Below are 15,825 nucleotides of genomic sequence, written 5' to 3' on the forward strand. Positions count from 1 at the left end.
CGCCCTACCGCGAGCCCAGGTCAGACTGTTATTCCTGCCTATTCGCCTGCTTCCCAAGCAGATGGCGCGGGTTCGATTCCCGTCATCGGCTCAACAACAAAACCCCCAGGTCATCCTGGGGGTTTCGTTGTTTCTGTCGGTCCGGCCGAGGTGCTCGCAAGCGCCGATCAGGCTCGCTCCCGCACCGTCGTCGCGGCGGGTTCAGCCGGTGTGCAGAGTCCGGAACTTGCTGCCGTGGAACACCAGCGGGTCGATGTCCTCACGTGCGGCGACCCGGTTCACGCGCAGGATCACCACGAGATGGTCGCCCGCGCTGACCTGCGTTTCCGGCACCCCTTCGATCCAGGCCGTCGCGCCGTCGATGAACACCGCCTCGCCGGTTCCGCGATGCAGCGCCGTTTCCCGGAAGCGGTCGCCGTTGCGGGCGCCGAGTGCCTTGGCCGCGGCCTGCTGATCGGTGCCGAGCAGGCTGAGCCCGAGGTGGCCGGCGCCGGCCAGTTTCGGCCAGGTCGACGACGAGTTCTGGACGCAGAACGAGACGAGCGGTGGGTCGAGGGAGACGGGCACGAAGGTGCTCACCGCCAAACCGTGTGGTACGCCGTCGATCTCGGCGCACACGGCCACCACACCGCTGGGGAAGTTGGCGAAGGCGCGGCGTAAGCCGTTGCCGTCGGCGGGAAAGTCCAAGAGCTCATGCATGATTCGTTGCCTCCACCGGCCGCACGGCCGGGTCTGTCAGTGCCGCGACGACGGGTCCCCATCGCCGGGCGTATTCCTCGATGACGCCGTCCTCACCGAAAGTCCGGTCGGACAGATAGAGCCCGGGCAGCGCGGCGGTGCCACCGATTTCCACCAGCACGGGCTTGAGCAGTAGATCGGGCGCGAGCGCGTGGGCCGGACCCGCGCCGAGCATCACCGGCACGGTCACCACACCGGCCAGCCCGGTGCCGCCGTCGAACTGTTCGAGGAACAGTTTCAGCAGTCCGGTGTAGGTGGCCTTGAAGGTCGGGCTGGCGAACACGACGAGCTCGGACGACGCGACGCTGCGCGCGGCGGCCGCGACCGCCGGGTCACCCCAGCCGAGCAGGCCGGGCCCGAGGGTGACCAGGTCGATCACCTGCGGCTCGGCATCAGGGCGAAGCGCCCGCGCGACCTGCACCGCCGCGGCGAGGGTGCGCGAGGCGGGTTTCGGGTTTCCGACGACGACCGTCACTGTCATGGGCTGTCCTTGTCTCGCGTGATGGTTCTAGATGACGCCGTGCAACGGCGGCGGCCGGTTGTGCAGGACGGCCCGCCCGATGTGCTGGTATTTCCAGCGAACGGGGTCGTGCAGCGTGTGGGTGCGCGCGTTGCGCCAGAAGTGGTCGAGTCGATGGCCGGCCGCGGCGCTGCGGGTGCCGCCTACTTCGAATATCGCCGCGGACACCTCGTTCGCAGCACGATCGGCGAGGATCTTGGCCGTCGCGACCGCGATCGACGCGTGTGCGCCGCCATCGATGGAAGCATCGGGATGGGCGTCCACCGCTTCTGCCGCCGCCCTCGGCCGGACCGCCGCGTCCACCGCCGTACCCGCGACGATCAACGTCGATTCCGCGGCCGCGACAGCGACAGCCAATTCCCCGAACCGCTGAACGACCAGCGGATCGTCAGCCGCGTGCGCGACCTCGGCCTCGAACCACGGCCTACTGCGCGTGCGCACGAACTCGGCCGCTGCCGCCAGCGCACCGCGCGCGATACCCGCGTCGATCGCGGCGTGCAGGAGCTGCGCGAACGCCCCGTATCCGGTCGGCGCGTTCACCGCGGATGCCCGCGAGACCAGCTGCTCGTGCCCGACCCTCACCGCGGCGAACTCGACCGTCCCACTGCCGGTTGTCCGCTGCCCCAGCGCATCCCAGTCGTCGACGATCCGCACCCCCGGTTCGAGCGCGGGCACGAATGCCACATACTCCCCGGGCTCCAGCCCCGAAATACCCTGCGGGTCGTCGAGTCTGGTCAATACGGCGAGCACGTCGGCGAACAGAGAGCCCGTGCAGTAGTACTTCGTCCCCTCGACCACGAACCGCCGAGCCTCGATACGCGCCGCATCGGCACCGCCCGTGACAACGGCCTGCGACGACTCGGCATCGCCCGCGCTCGTCTCGTCGTCCAGCCGCAGCACCGTCGAAATGTCGGCCACCGTCGCCCCACTCCGCTCGGACTGCGCATTGGCGATCCGCGCACCCGCGAGCACCTTGCCGAAGTAGTCGCGTTGCTGGGCCCGAGTTCCGGCCAGTCGCAACAGGTTCAGATACACGAAGTGACTGTGCGGCACCTGCGCGATGTTCGGATCGGCCGCGGCCAGGATTCGCACCACTTCGGCGACCACGCTCGGCGGCAGGTCCGCCCCGCCGAACTCGGCGGGCACCGTGATCGCGAGCAACCCACTGGCCGAGAGCTGATCGAGCTCTTCGTGCGGCAGCCGACGCGAGAGATCACGCTCGGCGGCGCCGGCGGCGAACAGCTCGGCCAACTCGGTCGCGATCCGCACCGCCTGGTCTGCCGTGGTGATCCGCTCGGCGGTCACCACCGTCATCAGCGTCCCGCCGCGACCGGCGTCGCGGCGGCCTCCAGTTCACGCACCAGTGGCAGCACCTTGGCGCCGAAGTACTCGACCTCTTCCTGGAAGTGCAGGAAGCCGCCCAGGATCAGGTCGACGCCGAGCGCCCGGTAGGCCACGATCCGCTCGGCGATCTGTTCGGGCGTGCCGATCAGCCCGGTCCGGAATCCGTCGTTGTACTGGACCAGGTCCTCGAAGGTGGAGTCGGCCCACATGCCCTTGCGGTCACCGGTGGACGCGCCTGCCTGCTGCACCGCGTCGCGGAACCCTTGCACCGCGGGCTTGTTCGCCTTCTCGACGATCTCGCGCAGGGTGTCGCGCGCTTCCTTCTCGGTGTCGCGGGCGATGATGAACCCGTTGAGCCCGAACTTCACCTCGCGATCGTTTTCCCTGGCCACCGCGCGCAGATCGTCCAATTGCTCGGTGACGCCGTCGAAGTCCTTGCCGTTGGAGAAGTACCAGTCGGCATGGCGGCCGCCGTTGCGCCGGGCCGCCGTCGAGTTACCGCCTTGGAAGAGTTCGGGATTGGGGCGTTCGGGGGTGTTGAGCGGCTTCGGCTTCAAGGTGAAGTCCCGGATCCGGTAGAAGTCGCCGCCGAAGTTCACCGCGTCCTCGGTCCAGATCTTGCGGATCACCTCGAGGAACTCGGCGCTGCGCCGGTACCGCTCGTCGTGTTCGAGCCACGGCTCACCGAGCGCCTTGAACTCGCCGGCGAACCACCCCGACACCACGTTGATCGCGAACCGCCCGCCGGACAGATGGTCGGCCGTGGCACCGAACTTGGCCAGTACCGCCGGATGCCACAGCCCGGGGTGGATGGCGGCGATCACCTTGAGCCGCTCGGTGGCGGCGAGCAGCGCGAGGCTGAACGAGGTCGACTCGTGCTGGAACTCGGCACCGTAGGAAGCGGTGTAGCGCACCTGGGTGAGCGCGTAGTCGAAACCGTTGCGCTCCGCGGTCTGGGCGAGCTTCTTGTTGTAGTCGAAGTCCCAGCTGGTGCGCTGCTCGATATCGCTGGTCACCAGTCCGCCACTGACGTTGGGTACCCAGTAGGCGAACGAGACCTGGTCGGCGATTCTCTCCGTGGTCACGGGCAGTTCCTCCTCGTCGTCGGCTGTTCCAGTGCAACACCGGCAGCCGACCCCGACGAGGGTTTGAATCGGCGCGATCGATACGGGCGCGGGTCAGCTGCCCACGCGCACGCAGTCCGCCGCGATCTTCGACTGCGCCGCACTCACCTTGGCCGCGTCGCCCTCACTGAGCAGCTTGGCCGGATCGTCGGACTTCGCGTTCGACACCATCACCCGCAGCCCGTCCTGCGACATTCCGGAGTCGAGGAACACCTGCGCGGCGCAGTCGGCCAGCGCGGGATTGCTCAAACCCTTGTCCTGCAACGATTTCGACAGCTCGGCCTGAGTAACCGCCGGTGCTTCGTCGCTACTGCCACAGGCCGCCAGCACGGGCAGCGCGAGCAGCGCCGCGGCCATCAGACAGATCCGCATTCGGTGAGTCCTCTCGATCGTCGCGCGCCGACGACGCGCGATGCGGTTCGGATCATGCCGCACCATCGTCCGCGTGGCCACCCACTCGAACTGACTCGCGAGTAAGATAGCGATATGGGAGACCACATCACCGTCCGCTTCGACAACAACCGCGCCTATGTCGAGCTGAACAGGCCCGGCAAACACAACGGGCTTACTTTGGAAATGCTCCGCGATCTTGTCGATGCGGCCCGAAAGGTGGCCGACCACAGAACAACCCGCGCCGTCATCATCACCGGGAACGGCCCGAGTTTCAGTAGCGGACTCGATATCGCGGCCGCCACCCGCAATCCGATGGCTATCGTCAGAGAATTCCTTCCGCGGCCGTTGCGCGGCACCAACACCTTCCAGGAAGCCTGCTGGGCCTGGCGCCGCCTCGACGTCCCGGTGATCGCCGCGGTCCATGGGCGCTGCTTCGGTGGCGGCCTCCAGATCGCACTGGCCGCCGACTTCCGGATCGCCGCCCCCACGACCGAATTCTCGGTGATGGAAGCCGCCCACGGCCTGATTCCCGATATGACAGGCCCCGCCACATTGTCACAGCTCATCGGCATCGACCAGGCCATGCTGCTGGCCATGACGGCCGACCCGATCGACGCCGATTACGCGTTGCGCATCGGCCTGATCACCGATGTCGCCGACGACCCGGTGAAGGCCGCGCACGCCCTCGCCGACCGCGTCACCGCCCGCGACCGCAACGCCGTGGCCGCCGCCAAGCACCTGTTCGACCGTTCGTGGCACCGCAGTGCGCGCGCCACCTTCGCCGCCGAGCGAATGGCCCAACTGCCATTGCTGCTGCGTAAAGCCCTGAGTAGTAGCGACTGACAAGCAATCGACCTGCGAATTCATGTCAGCTACCCACCGGATGTACCGCACATCACTGTTAGCGGCTGTTAGCATCGCTTCGATCGCTGACCAGTCGAAGAGTGGTACGTGACGGCAAACCCGGAACGTTCCCGGATTTCGGCCCGACCCGGAGGCTCGAGCACCTGTGAACAAGACCGGATCCATCCTGCTCTCCGCACTCGCAGGTACTACGGCCTTGCTGATGAGCACAGCACCTCCCGCCGTCGCGAACCCGAACGCCATCAACCCGATTCCCGTTCTCAACGGGACCAACGGCCTGCCCGTCCTGCACGGGCGCACCCAGGCGGTGTTCCAGGTCACGGGCATGGCCAGCCCCAACAACACCCAGAACTACAACGTCCTCGGCACCGACCTCGGCATCATGTGGGACAACGGGCGCGGCGAGATGCTCACCGCCTTCGGCGACACCGCGGGCATCGGCTTCCCCAACCTGCTCGCGGGCAGCACCTGGGCGTGGCGTTCGAACATCCTGGTCCGCAGCCACGACCAGAACCCGGCCGACGGGGTCATGTTCGACAGTGTCGTGCGCGATGTCATCGGCCAGGCGCGCGACCTGATCCCCAGCCCCAAGATCCCCTTCCTCGAGATCAGCCGCATCCCCACCGCGGGCATCTCGGCCAACGGCGTGCAGTACATGTCGCTGATGTCGGTGAAGACCTGGGACGCCCCCGGTGAGTGGACCACGAGCTTCTCCGGCCTGGCCGCGTCGGCCGACAACGGGGAGACCTGGGCCGATCTCGGCCACACCCGCCGTCCCGACGAGGGCGGCAACGCCAACTTCCAGATGAACAGCTTCGTGAAGGACGGCGGCTTCGTCTACGAATACGGCACCCGTGCCGGCCGCAACAACGAGGCCTTCATCGCCCGCGTTCCCGAAGCCCAGATCGAAAACCTCGCCGCCTACGAGTACTGGGACGGCCACGAGTGGAAGCTCAACGACGTGAACGCGGCAGCCCCCATCATGGGCGGCGTCGGCGAACTCTCGGTGATGTACAACGAGTACCTCGGCCAGTTCATCTCCCTCACCACCGACCCGTTCAACTCCATCGTGATGCGCCGCGCGGCTTCTCCCGCGGGCCCGTGGAGCGCTCCCGAAGTCCTGATCGACGCCCGTGAACTCCCCACCGCGTACGCCCCGTCGATCTTCCCGTACCAAACCGGCCGCGACCTGTACTTCATGACCACCATCCACACCCAGTACAACGTCGTATTGATGCGCACCACCCTCTGACGGCGTTCGCCGGTCCTACACTCGACTCATGGACGCGGCGGATTGGGATGCGCGGTACGCGCGGAGTGAATTGGTGTGGGGCGCACCGCCGAACAGCACTGTTGTCGAACACGTCTACGGGCTGGACCGCCGGATCTCCCTGCTTCCCGACGAGTCGGGGGTGGTGCCGCCGCTTCCCCGTGCCCTCGATCTGGCCTGCGGCGAGGGTCGTCACGCCCTCTGGCTGGCCACCCATGGGTGGCAGGTGACAGCTGTCGACTTCTCCCAGGTGGGGATCGACAAGGGCCGGACAGTCGCGGCTCGCCTGTCGCGATCGGTCCGCTCCCGGGTGCACTGGCAGACGGCCGACATCACCGACCTCGAGGCCGCCGACATCACCGGCCCGTTCGAGCTGATCCTCATGGTGTTCGTCCACCTCCCCGCCGACGAGCGCCGCGCTCTGCTGCACCAGCTGTCCGCCATGCTCGCCCCCGGCGGCATGCTCCTGGTCCTCGGTCACGCCGCTCGCAACATCGCCGACGGCTACGGCGGCCCGCAGGAACCGGAGATCTTGTTCTCGCCCGAAGACCTCCGCGACGACCTGGCCCGCGACGACGTCACCATCACCGTCGCCCACGAGGTCTTCCGTCCCACCGAAGGCCCTGACGCCATAGATTCCCTGCTCATCGCGGAACGCCCGGTCCCAGAGCCCACCGTCTGATCACTGCGCCCAGCGGGCGAACCAGGGGGCAACGGTCGCCGCGATGACGTCGAATCCGGTGCGGAACGAGTGCGCCTGCTTGGGGATCACGCGCACTTCGGCGGCGTCGGCGGCGTCGGGCACCCCGAACGGGTCGCTACCCCCGTTGATGACCACCACCGCGATGTCCCCAGGCGCCAGCAGTTCATCGCGCCTGCTCTTCTCGGGCTTGCCCGGCGGATGGAGCGGGAACGACAGCGCGATCACACCCCGTGCGCCGACCTCCACGGCCGTCCGGCACGCCACCCGCGCCCCGTTGCTGCGACCCCCCTGAACAATCGGTACTCCGGGGAACCGGGCCTTCAAAGCCGCGACGACCTCGAGCCAGGCCTCGTCCTGTTTCTCCGCGTTCCCCGGTGCCCTCCGCCCGGCAACCCGATAGGGCTGCACCACCCGAGCTACCGCCCCGCCCGCTTCGACGGCCGAGTCACGCACGGCCAGAATGTCTTTCGCATCGACACCGCCACCGGCTCCGTGCGTGATCACCAGCAGGAACGCCGGATCACCCACCTCGTCGAGCTCGATCTCGGCCGGTCCCACAGTCGTCTCGATGCGCACATCTCACGGTAGCCCCGGGGTCGCGGCGAGCAACGTTTCCGCAGCCGCGCGTGTTTTTCACATCACATTGCTGCCCACCCCTTTGCCGAGACGATTACCCACCGGTAATATGGTGAATAAGTTACCCGCGAGTAGCATGCGGAAAACCGGCGACGGGCGGGAACGGCACACCACCGACCGCACCAGAACTCAATGGAGAGTGAGTACTCACATGGGCCACTACAAGGCAAACGTTCGCGACCTCGAGTTCAACCTCTTCGAGGTCCTCGGCATCGACAAGGTGCTCGACGCAGGCGCCTTCGGCGACCTGGACACCGACACCGTCAAGGAAATGCTCTCCGAGGTCCGCCGCCTGGCCGAGGGCCCGCTGGCCGAGTCCTTCGCCGACGCCGACCGCAACCCGCCCGTGTTCGACCCGAACACCCACACCGTCGCCATCCCCGAGTCCTTCAAGAAGTCCTACAAGGCGCTCGAAGACGGCGAGTGGGCCAAGGTCCCGCTGAACGAGGAGCTCGGCGGCCTCGGCGCCCCGTCCGCCGTCGCGTGGGCCCTGTCGGAGATGGTGCTCGGCGCCAACCCGCCCATCCAGATGTACGCCGCGGGCGCGGGCTTCGCGCAGGTGTTCTTCAACAACGGCACCGAAGAGCAGAAGAAGTGGGCGGCCAAGATCGCCGACCGCAACTGGGGCGCCACCATGGTGCTGACCGAGCCCGACGCCGGTTCCGACGTCGGCGCCGGCCGCGCCAAGGCGATCAAGCAGGAAGACGGCACCTGGCACATCGAGGGTGTCAAGCGCTTCATCACCTCGGGTGACTCCGACGACATGTTCGAGAACATCATGCACCTGGTGCTGGCTCGCCCCGAGGGCGCCGGACCGGGCACCAAGGGCCTGTCGCTGTTCTACGTGCCCAAGACCCACTTCGACTTCGAGACCGAGACCTACGGCGACCGCAACGGCGTCTTCGTCACCAACGTCGAGCACAAGATGGGCATCAAGGCCTCGGCCACCTGTGAGGTCACCTTCGGCGGCCACGGCGTGCCCGCCAAGGGCTGGCTGGTCGGCGAGGTGCACAACGGCATCGCGCAGATGTTCGACGTCATCGAGAACGCTCGCATGATGGTGGGCACCAAGGCCATCGCGACCCTGTCGACCGGTTACCTGAACGCGCTGGAGTACGCCAAGACCCGCGTCCAGGGTGCCGACCTGACCCAGATGACCGACAAGGCCGCGCCCCGCGTGACCATCACCCACCACCCGGACGTGCGTCGTTCGCTGGCCACCCAGAAGGCATACGCCGAGGGCCTGCGCGCGATCTACCTCTACACCGCCGCGCACCAGAACCCGGAAATCGCCGAGGTCGTCTCGGGTGCCGACAAGGACGTCGCGTTCCGCGTGAACGACCTGCTGCTCCCGATCGTGAAGGGTGTCGGCTCCGAGCGCGCCTACCAGTACCTGACCGATTCGCTGCAGACCTTCGGTGGCTCCGGCTTCCTGCAGGACTACCCGATCGAGCAGTACATCCGCGACGCGAAGATCGACTCCCTCTACGAGGGCACCACCGCCATCCAGGCGCAGGACTTCTTCTTCCGCAAGATCGCGCGTGACCGCGGTGTGGCCCTGGCCCACGTGGCGGGCCAGATCCAGAAGTTCCTGGAGTCCGACTCGGCCAACGAGCGTCTCAAGGGCGAGCGCAAGCTGCTCGCCACCGCGCTCGAGGACGTGCAGACCATGGCCGCCACCCTGACCGGCCACCTGATGGGCGCGCAGGAGCAGCCGACCGAGCTGTACAAGGTCGGCCTGGGTTCGGTGCGGTTCCTGATGTCGGTCGGCGACCTGTTCATCGGCTGGATGCTGCTGAACCAGGCCGAGATCGCGCTGGCCGCCCTCGACAACGGCGCCACCGGCTCCGACGTCGCCTTCTACACCGGCAAGGTCGCCTCGGCGCAGTTCTTCGCCCGCAACGTCCTGCCCGAGCTGACCGCCACCCGCGCGATCCTCGCCAACCTGGACAACGACATCATGGAACTGGACGAGGCCGCCTTCTGAGGTTTCTCACCTGATCCACGCAAAACGGGCCGGAGCATTCAGCTCCGGCCCGTTTTGTCTCCCTCACGGGACGGTGGTGTCGCGCGATTCTAAGCGGAGCCGCTACCGAGTGCCGCGAGCGTCGTGAGGAAGTACATCAGGCCATCCATGAAAAATCTCCTTCGAAGTGGGTCGGCCATTCCTATCACGGGCTGGTTACGTACAACCTTGACGAGATGAACGCCGAGCGAACATGCCCGCTCAATCCGCTTTCGACGCGGTGAGCACCCGGACACAGCGGGCGGACGCGCTCGGCGGTCGTGCCGCCGAACAGCTTCTTCGGACGCCGGTTCACCGCCGTCCGGCGACCCACCCGGCGTACCCTGGGATCTACCGTCGGTCGGGGTGAGGCTCGGGGGTTGGGATGGCTGAAAGCACGGCGCTCAGTGTGTATTTGCGCGAACGACGGCTGGCCGCGGGACTCGCGCGGACCGAGCTCGCCCACCGCACACAGCTCGCACCACTCCTGATCAGCCAGATCGAATCCGGGACCCTCGTCCCGAATCCCGCCATGCTGCAACGACTTTTCGACGGCCTGGATGTGCCACTCTGGTATCGCAAGCCCATCCTGGTTCTCGGATTACCTGCCGTCGAATCCGGCGCTGCCCCTACCGCCCCGTCGGCCGAAGACCTCGCCGACCTCGCCAGCCTCACCCACCCCGCCTGCCTCACGCGCTTCCCCACCATGGACATGCTCGCCGCGAACTCCGACTATCAGCGCCTCTTCCCCGGTCTCGGTGCCGGCGTGAACGTGCTCGAGTGGATGTTCCTCAACCCCGTGGCGAAGAAGGTCTACCTCGACTGGACCACCGAAGCCCAGCTCCTGGTCCACGCCTTCCGCATGCTCGCCCCCCTCGCCCCCACCCAGCGCGTCACCGCCATCACCGAATCGTGCGGTCAGTCCCCCGACTGGGATCCGATCTGGACCAGCGAGGTTCGCCCACAGGACATCGCGCGCCGCCACCTGCGCCTGCGCGAACGCAGCACCGGTCTGGAGCGCCGCATGATGCTGCGCATCTACGACCCCGCGTTCCCGAGCCGCCCCTGGTGGCTGTACCGCCTGATCCCGGTGCGGTGAAACAGAGCGAGGCCCCCATCGCCGCAGCGACAGGGGCCCGCGAATCCTCGGGAGTTACTCGGCAGCCTCGCCCGACCCGGACGTCAGCTGCTCCAGCAGCGCGGCGAGACCGTCGGCGGACCCGGTCTCGGCCTCTTCCTCGACAACGTCTTCGGCTTCCTCGCCCGACCCCGAGGTCAGCGAGGCCAGGATCGCGGCCAGCTGCTCCGACGACCCGCTGCTGGGTGCGGGCTCTTCCGCCGACGCCGTACCCGCACCGAGTACGGCGATGCTCGCCGCCGCAGCCATAGCCACACCGAAGACACGAATCTTGCTCATTGTGAACCCCTCGTTGTTCAGATTTGCCGCGGATTTCCGCCGCACAAGATGTCTAACAGCGAAGGAACCCCCGCCAGAAGACCGATGAAAGGGGGGCAAGACAAATCCTCAGGAGGCCAACAGGCCCGCCACCAGCTGAATCAAGTTCGTCAACCCCCACAACACCGGCGTAGCCGAGCCCGTCGACCATTCCTCCGCGATACCCGTTCCCATACTCGAAACCCCTTGTTACTCATATCCTCACCGGCAAACGTCCCGACAGGAATCATAGTGAGTCACCCGATACGAAATCGGCGGCGGTACTCGTTGGGAGTCGTATCGAGCTGGCGACGGAAAGCGCGGGCGAGCGTGTCGATGGTGTTGAAACCGCAAGCGGCAGCGATCCGTTGGAGCGTTTCGTCGCTCGTCTCGAGCCGGTGGCGCGCCACTTCCACCCGCGCCGACTCGATATAGGCCGCGGGCGTCATCCCGAGCTCGGTGCGAAAGATGCGCGTGAGCTGACGTTCACTGACATGGACCTGCTCGGCGAGGTCGGTCACCGTGAGCGGTTTCGCGATATTGCGCGCGATGTAGTGCCGCAGATCCTCGATCCGGCGCGTGGTCGACACCGGCTCGAGCGACACACTGAACTGGCTCTGCCCACTCGGCCGTTTCAGATACATCACCAGCTGGCGAGCAACCCGCAACGCCAATTCGTCCCCGAAATCGTCGGCCACCAAGGCCAGCGTGAGATCCAGGCACGCGGTGAGTCCCGCTCCGGTCCAGACATTTTCGTCGCGAATGTAGATCGGGTCCGCGTCGACGACGACCTCCGGATGCTCGGCGGCCAATTGCTGCGCGGTCGACCAATGCGTGGTCGCTCGCTTCCCGTCGAGCAGCCCCGCAGCCGCCAGAATATGCGCACCGACGCACACCGAAGCCACCCGCCGAGCACCCTCGGCCAACCGCGACACGGCCGCGACCACCCCTGGATCGACCACCGCGCTGACCCGCCGATGACTGTCCGTCTCCACCGCCCCCGGCACCACCACCGTGTCCACCCGCCCCAGCTCGGCGAACGTCACATCCGGCAGAATCCGCACCCCCGCCGAGGTGGTCACCGCCTCCATCGACTCGGCGGCCAGCACCACCCGATACCCCGTCGGATCGTCCATCTCCCGCTGCAACAGCGAGAACACCTCCGGCGGCCCCGTGACGTCGAGCAGATCCACCCGATCGAACAACACGATCACCACGAGCCGCTCAGCCACCCACCACCTCCATGTCCGAATCTGCAGGTTACATGACATTGCCGACATACCGCGGCGTCCATACCGTGGATCCCATGACCTCCACGACCCTGCGCGCACTCAACGGCTTCGACGAAACCCCCGCCTCCCTGACCAACTCCACCCTCGTCCTGGTCGACTACCAGAACACCTACACCCAGGGCGTCATGGAACTGACCGGCTGGAAGCAAGCCCTCGACGCGGCCGCCGAACTCCTCACCGCGGCCAGGGCGGCGGGCACCCCCGTCATCCACGTCATCAACGACGGCGGCAAGGACACCCCCTACGACATCACCACCGGCATCGGCCGAATCCATCCCCAACTGTCCCCAACCTCGAACGAACCCACCGTCGTCAAATCCGTCCCCAACGCCTTCGTGAACACCGACCTCGCCGAATTGGTCGACGCCGCAGGCAACACCAACCTCATCATCGCCGGCTTCATGACCCACATGTGCGTCACCTTCACCACCGAAGGCGCCTTCCTCCGAGGCAACACCCCCACCGTGGTCGCCAACGCCTGCGCCACCCGCCCCCTGGGCGACATCCCCGCAGCTCAACTCCACACCAGCGCCCTGGCCACCATCACCGACCTCTACGGCATCGTCGTCCCCACCCCCACCGACCTCAGCTCTTGATCCCGCCCGACTCCAGGTGCGGAAACGACGAAACGGCCCGCACCCCGGTCATGGGGTGCGGGCCGAGCACTGATTCCAGTGCACACCAGTTCCGTAGCGAAACTGGTCGATTCTGATCTGTCAGACGCGGTTGGGCGGGTAGCCGGTACCGGACTGGAACAGGTCACGATAGATCCAGAAGAACTCGGAGTCCTCCGCGAAAAACGCGGTGGCACCGGCCATCCCGGATTCACTCACCTCGTCGCTCGGCGGCTCACCGGGGTGGCCGGCCGCTTGGTCGGGCAGAACACCGCGACGAATCAGATAGGTCTCCTCACCCGCCAGAGCGTTACTCGGAACCTCCCAGTACGTGCTGTAAACGACGACATCGGAAGTAGGTTCAGAGCCCGGCGGCCAGCCGACGACCACGCCACCGGCACGCCGCGCCCTAACCGGCCGAGCCTGCCGAGGCACCCGAATGGTCGTCCATTCAGGATTGGAATTCACTGCGATACGAACAAGTTTCGACATTGTTCGATTCCTTTCTATCGAATGAGAGCAGCCGGAATGTCGCCGGCGCTGGCCGATCGGCGAAGTTCGTCTTCCGAAGCACCAGCAATGTGGTCGACAACCGAGAACTCTCGGCCTCAGGTGATCCGCACGTACGACGCCGAATTCACCTGCGCTGTCGGGTTGTACACATTCAAGAACTGATTGCCCATTGCCTGGACCCGGACCACATCGCCGGCCGCGATGGAACGGACCATCGAGACAGTCACGGTGGCCGACGTGCTGGCGGGAACGGGCGTCGCCGTACCTGTCGCGACAACGACTCCGTTGACTGTCAGCCGCAACGTGACATTGACCGTGACCGCTCCCGCCGCGGTGAAGACGATCGAGGCTGCCAGCGTCGCTGCGGCTTTCGCCGCCTGAGCGACGATGCCGTCGGTGTTGACCGTCGATCCGGGGTAGGTGCCGGTATCGGCTGCCCACCCGGCCACCGTCAACCAGTCATTGGCCATCTGCGTCCACGCCGGCGTCGATTTGGTCATCCCCGCGGGAGCGAAACTCGGCACCGTGACCATCGACAGCTGCCCGATACCGGTATGCGCCATGTCGACGCCCGCCTTCGCACTGGTCACCGCGACCAGCCCACCGGAACCCGTGGTGTCCACGGGCGCGCCCTGAGATACCGCGAGCTGCCCACCGCCGCCGAGCGCGATCGGCTGTCCCGTCGACACCGATAACCAGCCTTCTCCCGCAGTGTCGCCGGGCACGACCACAGCCCCGGCTGCCGCCGCCTCGACTCCCAGGCTGCCGCCGCCGGAGAACGCGAGATCGAACGGTTTGAGACCGGAGAACCGACCATCACTACCGAACAACGCTTCCGCGCTGCCGATCACGACCAGGTCTGTACTTGCGGTTCCTTCGGCTCGGAAGGCCAAGGGGAGGTGCGTGTTGAGCGACGCGCTGGAGCCACCGAGCCCGGTGAGACCCGCCCCGAGCAGAACCTTCCCCGATTTGACCACAACCTTGGCGACCAGTTTTCCCAGAGCGCCTGCGGCGCCGAGAGCCTCGGAACGAGGCGAGATGGCCGCGGTGGCCTGACCGAGCGCGGTCGGAGACAACGAAACCTGAGCTCGCACCTTGTCCAGATGTGCGGCGACGCCGCCATGTCCGACATACCCGGCGACGATGTACGGCTTGATGATCGGCACAACGGCGCGCAGAACGACCGTCGGCACCGCCGGCGCCCTCGATGTGGTGACGGAGACACCGGGCAGTCCCACCGCGGCTGTGGACGGCGCCGGCAGGGTGGCCCGCGTCGGTTGTTGCGTAGCCATGCGGCGCCCTCCGTCAGCTCTGGGTGAAAGTGGGGGTGATCAGCAGCTGGCCCTGGGCGCCCAGAGTGGTGGAGCTGATCGCGACCTTGTCGATGAAGTCCGCGGGGCCACCGGCGAGGGTCTTCCACAGACCGACGTAGGTGTACGAGCCGGCCGGAAGGTCGATGGTGACCTGCGACCCGGTGACCACGCCACCGGTGCCGGAGGTCCAGGCCGACTGCTTGCGGGCGTAGGCGGGCGAACCGCCGCTCGCCTCGTTGGCGCCAGTGGTGCCGGGATCGGCGATGTGCACGCTGATGTAGACAGTGTTCGAGCCCGCGACGTTCTTGTAAGCGTCGGCGAGAGCCTGGCGAGTGGTAGCAACGGCGATAGCCATGACAGCTCCTAATTTCAGATATTCGAGGGTGAGTTTGCCGTTGAGATGACATTGCATCTCAACGTTTTTCAAGCGACGCGGATGCTCTATGTCCGAATGACCGAGCCCACGTACCACGCGTAAGTGGTCGCGGGCGTGGTCGGATAGGTCACGAGCATCGTGTACCGCGAATTTGCGGGAATCGCGTCGCAGATGGCGCTGGATACCGCCCAGGAGGCGGCGGTCGGGGTGACGGTCGCGGACCAAGCGGCCAGCGGAACACCGCTCGGTGCGGTCAACCCGATGGAAATGGTGGTGCCAGTGGGAAATACCGCACCGCCCGACGGCTGAATCGTCTGCACGAAGCTCGCGCCGGTGGTCAGGATGAGAGGTTCGACGGTGGGCTGATACCCCAGATAACCGGGGTCGACCGGTGATGTCATGGCATTTCCTTTGTTTCGTAGCCGGCCAGCCAGAGGGCGCCTTCGTGAGTCGCGTCAGGGTGGATATAGGAGCCGGGCAGTTTGGTCATCGTGACTGCCGAACCGTCAGGTCGCGCCGGCACGATGACCGCCTCGGCTGCCTGCTGACCGAACGCATTCTGCGTCCAGACGATCACGTGGTGATTTCCCACGAGAGGCTCTGAGAGTTGGTAGTGCCGTGCGGGTCCGGCGAAACCAGTGGCTTCGATGGAAGTTGCTGTTGCTGTGTTCATTTCGCACAATTC

Annotated in this window: 18 protein-coding genes; 6 read left to right on the forward strand and 12 right to left on the reverse strand. The window is 66.5% G+C overall.

Features of this window, described 5'->3' with window-relative positions; genetic code table 11:
- Positions 1-201: 201 nt before the first annotated feature.
- The 5 genes from ACFQ9R_RS05475 to ACFQ9R_RS05495 all read right to left on the reverse strand — a co-directional run bounded on the left by ACFQ9R_RS05475 (position 202) and on the right by ACFQ9R_RS05495 (position 4,098).
- Positions 202-699: a flavin reductase family protein gene (locus tag ACFQ9R_RS05475; RefSeq protein ID WP_194829384.1), complete on the reverse strand. Its 498-nt coding sequence runs from the start codon at positions 697-699 to the stop codon at positions 202-204.
- Positions 692-1,219, reverse strand: coding sequence for an NADPH-dependent FMN reductase (locus tag ACFQ9R_RS05480; protein ID WP_378989139.1), 528 nt, complete (start codon positions 1,217-1,219; stop codon positions 692-694). Before ACFQ9R_RS05480 ends, ACFQ9R_RS05475 begins: the two co-directional genes overlap by 8 nt.
- Positions 1,220-1,246: 27 nt before the next feature.
- Positions 1,247-2,572, reverse strand: coding sequence for an acyl-CoA dehydrogenase family protein (locus ACFQ9R_RS05485; RefSeq protein WP_378989140.1), 1,326 nt, complete (start codon positions 2,570-2,572; stop codon positions 1,247-1,249).
- A complete protein-coding gene (gene sfnG, locus ACFQ9R_RS05490) occupies positions 2,572-3,687 on the reverse strand; it encodes a dimethylsulfone monooxygenase SfnG (protein WP_378989141.1) in 1,116 nt (371 codons plus the stop codon). The genes ACFQ9R_RS05485 and sfnG overlap by 1 nt, the downstream gene beginning before the upstream one ends.
- A gap of 93 nt (positions 3,688-3,780) precedes the next feature.
- Positions 3,781-4,098, reverse strand: coding sequence for a hypothetical protein (locus ACFQ9R_RS05495; protein WP_378989142.1), 318 nt, complete (start codon positions 4,096-4,098; stop codon positions 3,781-3,783).
- A gap of 114 nt (positions 4,099-4,212) precedes the next feature.
- Between ACFQ9R_RS05495 and ACFQ9R_RS05500 the strand changes: the two genes are divergently transcribed.
- The 3 genes from ACFQ9R_RS05500 to ACFQ9R_RS05510 all read left to right on the forward strand — a co-directional run bounded on the left by ACFQ9R_RS05500 (position 4,213) and on the right by ACFQ9R_RS05510 (position 6,935).
- Positions 4,213-4,962: a crotonase/enoyl-CoA hydratase family protein gene (locus tag ACFQ9R_RS05500; protein ID WP_378989143.1), complete on the forward strand. Its 750-nt coding sequence runs from the start codon at positions 4,213-4,215 to the stop codon at positions 4,960-4,962.
- 223 nt (positions 4,963-5,185) lie between these two features.
- Positions 5,186-6,235 carry a DUF4185 domain-containing protein gene (locus ACFQ9R_RS05505; protein ID WP_378989144.1) on the forward strand — a complete coding sequence of 350 codons (1,050 nt, stop codon included), beginning with the start codon at positions 5,186-5,188 and terminating at the stop codon, positions 6,233-6,235.
- 28 nt (positions 6,236-6,263) lie between these two features.
- Complete coding sequence (locus ACFQ9R_RS05510) at positions 6,264-6,935, forward strand: class I SAM-dependent methyltransferase (protein WP_378989145.1); 672 nt, start codon at positions 6,264-6,266, stop codon at positions 6,933-6,935.
- Here ACFQ9R_RS05510 and ACFQ9R_RS05515 read toward each other — a convergent pair whose 3' ends face one another.
- Positions 6,936-7,532, reverse strand: a complete 597-nt coding sequence (locus ACFQ9R_RS05515) for an alpha/beta family hydrolase (RefSeq protein ID WP_378989146.1) — start codon at positions 7,530-7,532, stop codon at positions 6,936-6,938.
- A gap of 211 nt (positions 7,533-7,743) precedes the next feature.
- Between ACFQ9R_RS05515 and ACFQ9R_RS05520 the strand changes: the two genes are divergently transcribed.
- Both ACFQ9R_RS05520 and ACFQ9R_RS05525 read left to right on the forward strand, forming a co-directional pair.
- Complete coding sequence (locus tag ACFQ9R_RS05520; protein WP_378989528.1) at positions 7,744-9,579, forward strand: acyl-CoA dehydrogenase; 1,836 nt, start codon at positions 7,744-7,746, stop codon at positions 9,577-9,579.
- 403 nt (positions 9,580-9,982) lie between these two features.
- Positions 9,983-10,696: a helix-turn-helix domain-containing protein gene (locus ACFQ9R_RS05525; RefSeq protein ID WP_378989147.1), complete on the forward strand. Its 714-nt coding sequence runs from the start codon at positions 9,983-9,985 to the stop codon at positions 10,694-10,696.
- Positions 10,697-10,750: 54 nt separating this feature from the next.
- On the opposite strand, the gene ACFQ9R_RS05530 is transcribed toward ACFQ9R_RS05525, so the two are convergent.
- Together ACFQ9R_RS05530 and ACFQ9R_RS05535 are read right to left on the reverse strand one after the other, a co-directional pair.
- Positions 10,751-11,014, reverse strand: a complete 264-nt coding sequence (locus ACFQ9R_RS05530; RefSeq protein WP_378989148.1) for a hypothetical protein — start codon at positions 11,012-11,014, stop codon at positions 10,751-10,753.
- Between the two features lie 275 nt (positions 11,015-11,289).
- Entirely contained in the window at positions 11,290-12,264 is a 975-nt protein-coding gene (locus tag ACFQ9R_RS05535; RefSeq protein ID WP_378989149.1) for a GlxA family transcriptional regulator, read from the reverse strand.
- Positions 12,265-12,338: 74 nt separating this feature from the next.
- Here ACFQ9R_RS05535 and ACFQ9R_RS05540 point away from each other — a divergent pair, with 74 nt between their 5' ends.
- A complete protein-coding gene (locus ACFQ9R_RS05540) occupies positions 12,339-12,920 on the forward strand; it encodes a cysteine hydrolase family protein (RefSeq protein ID WP_378989150.1) in 582 nt (193 codons plus the stop codon).
- A gap of 626 nt (positions 12,921-13,546) precedes the next feature.
- On the opposite strand, the gene ACFQ9R_RS05545 is transcribed toward ACFQ9R_RS05540, so the two are convergent.
- The 4 genes from ACFQ9R_RS05545 to ACFQ9R_RS05560 all read right to left on the reverse strand — a co-directional run bounded on the left by ACFQ9R_RS05545 (position 13,547) and on the right by ACFQ9R_RS05560 (position 15,813).
- Positions 13,547-14,743: a hypothetical protein gene (locus ACFQ9R_RS05545; RefSeq protein ID WP_378989151.1), complete on the reverse strand. Its 1,197-nt coding sequence runs from the start codon at positions 14,741-14,743 to the stop codon at positions 13,547-13,549.
- Positions 14,744-14,756: 13 nt separating this feature from the next.
- Positions 14,757-15,119, reverse strand: a complete 363-nt coding sequence (locus ACFQ9R_RS05550; protein ID WP_378989152.1) for a hypothetical protein — start codon at positions 15,117-15,119, stop codon at positions 14,757-14,759.
- A gap of 86 nt (positions 15,120-15,205) precedes the next feature.
- A complete protein-coding gene (locus ACFQ9R_RS05555) occupies positions 15,206-15,541 on the reverse strand; it encodes a hypothetical protein (RefSeq protein ID WP_364714266.1) in 336 nt (111 codons plus the stop codon).
- Positions 15,538-15,813: a hypothetical protein gene (locus tag ACFQ9R_RS05560; protein WP_378989153.1), complete on the reverse strand. Its 276-nt coding sequence runs from the start codon at positions 15,811-15,813 to the stop codon at positions 15,538-15,540. Before ACFQ9R_RS05560 ends, ACFQ9R_RS05555 begins: the two co-directional genes overlap by 4 nt.
- Positions 15,814-15,825: the final 12 nt, after the last annotated feature.

The organism is Nocardia sp. NPDC056541 (assembly GCF_042794235.1).
Lineage (GTDB): Bacteria > Actinomycetota > Actinomycetes > Mycobacteriales > Mycobacteriaceae > Nocardia.

Coding starts and splice junctions, on each gene's coding strand:
- ACFQ9R_RS05560 (WP_378989153.1), bottom strand. CDS start 15,813: ATGAACACAGCAACAGCAACTTCCATCGAAGCCACTGGTTTCGCCGGA.
- ACFQ9R_RS05545 (WP_378989151.1), bottom strand. CDS start 14,743: ATGGCTACGCAACAACCGACGCGGGCCACCCTGCCGGCGCCGTCCACA.
- ACFQ9R_RS05500 (WP_378989143.1), top strand. CDS start 4,213: ATGGGAGACCACATCACCGTCCGCTTCGACAACAACCGCGCCTATGTC.
- ACFQ9R_RS05475 (WP_194829384.1), bottom strand. CDS start 699: ATGCATGAGCTCTTGGACTTTCCCGCCGACGGCAACGGCTTACGCCGC.
- ACFQ9R_RS05480 (WP_378989139.1), bottom strand. CDS start 1,219: ATGACAGTGACGGTCGTCGTCGGAAACCCGAAACCCGCCTCGCGCACC.
- ACFQ9R_RS05495 (WP_378989142.1), bottom strand. CDS start 4,098: ATGCGGATCTGTCTGATGGCCGCGGCGCTGCTCGCGCTGCCCGTGCTG.
- ACFQ9R_RS05530 (WP_378989148.1), bottom strand. CDS start 11,014: ATGAGCAAGATTCGTGTCTTCGGTGTGGCTATGGCTGCGGCGGCGAGC.
- ACFQ9R_RS05485 (WP_378989140.1), bottom strand. CDS start 2,572: ATGACGGTGGTGACCGCCGAGCGGATCACCACGGCAGACCAGGCGGTG.
- ACFQ9R_RS05510 (WP_378989145.1), top strand. CDS start 6,264: ATGGACGCGGCGGATTGGGATGCGCGGTACGCGCGGAGTGAATTGGTG.
- ACFQ9R_RS05520 (WP_378989528.1), top strand. CDS start 7,744: ATGGGCCACTACAAGGCAAACGTTCGCGACCTCGAGTTCAACCTCTTC.
- ACFQ9R_RS05550 (WP_378989152.1), bottom strand. CDS start 15,119: ATGGCTATCGCCGTTGCTACCACTCGCCAGGCTCTCGCCGACGCTTAC.
- ACFQ9R_RS05525 (WP_378989147.1), top strand. CDS start 9,983: ATGGCTGAAAGCACGGCGCTCAGTGTGTATTTGCGCGAACGACGGCTG.
- ACFQ9R_RS05555 (WP_364714266.1), bottom strand. CDS start 15,541: ATGACATCACCGGTCGACCCCGGTTATCTGGGGTATCAGCCCACCGTC.
- ACFQ9R_RS05505 (WP_378989144.1), top strand. CDS start 5,186: ATGAGCACAGCACCTCCCGCCGTCGCGAACCCGAACGCCATCAACCCG.
- ACFQ9R_RS05540 (WP_378989150.1), top strand. CDS start 12,339: ATGACCTCCACGACCCTGCGCGCACTCAACGGCTTCGACGAAACCCCC.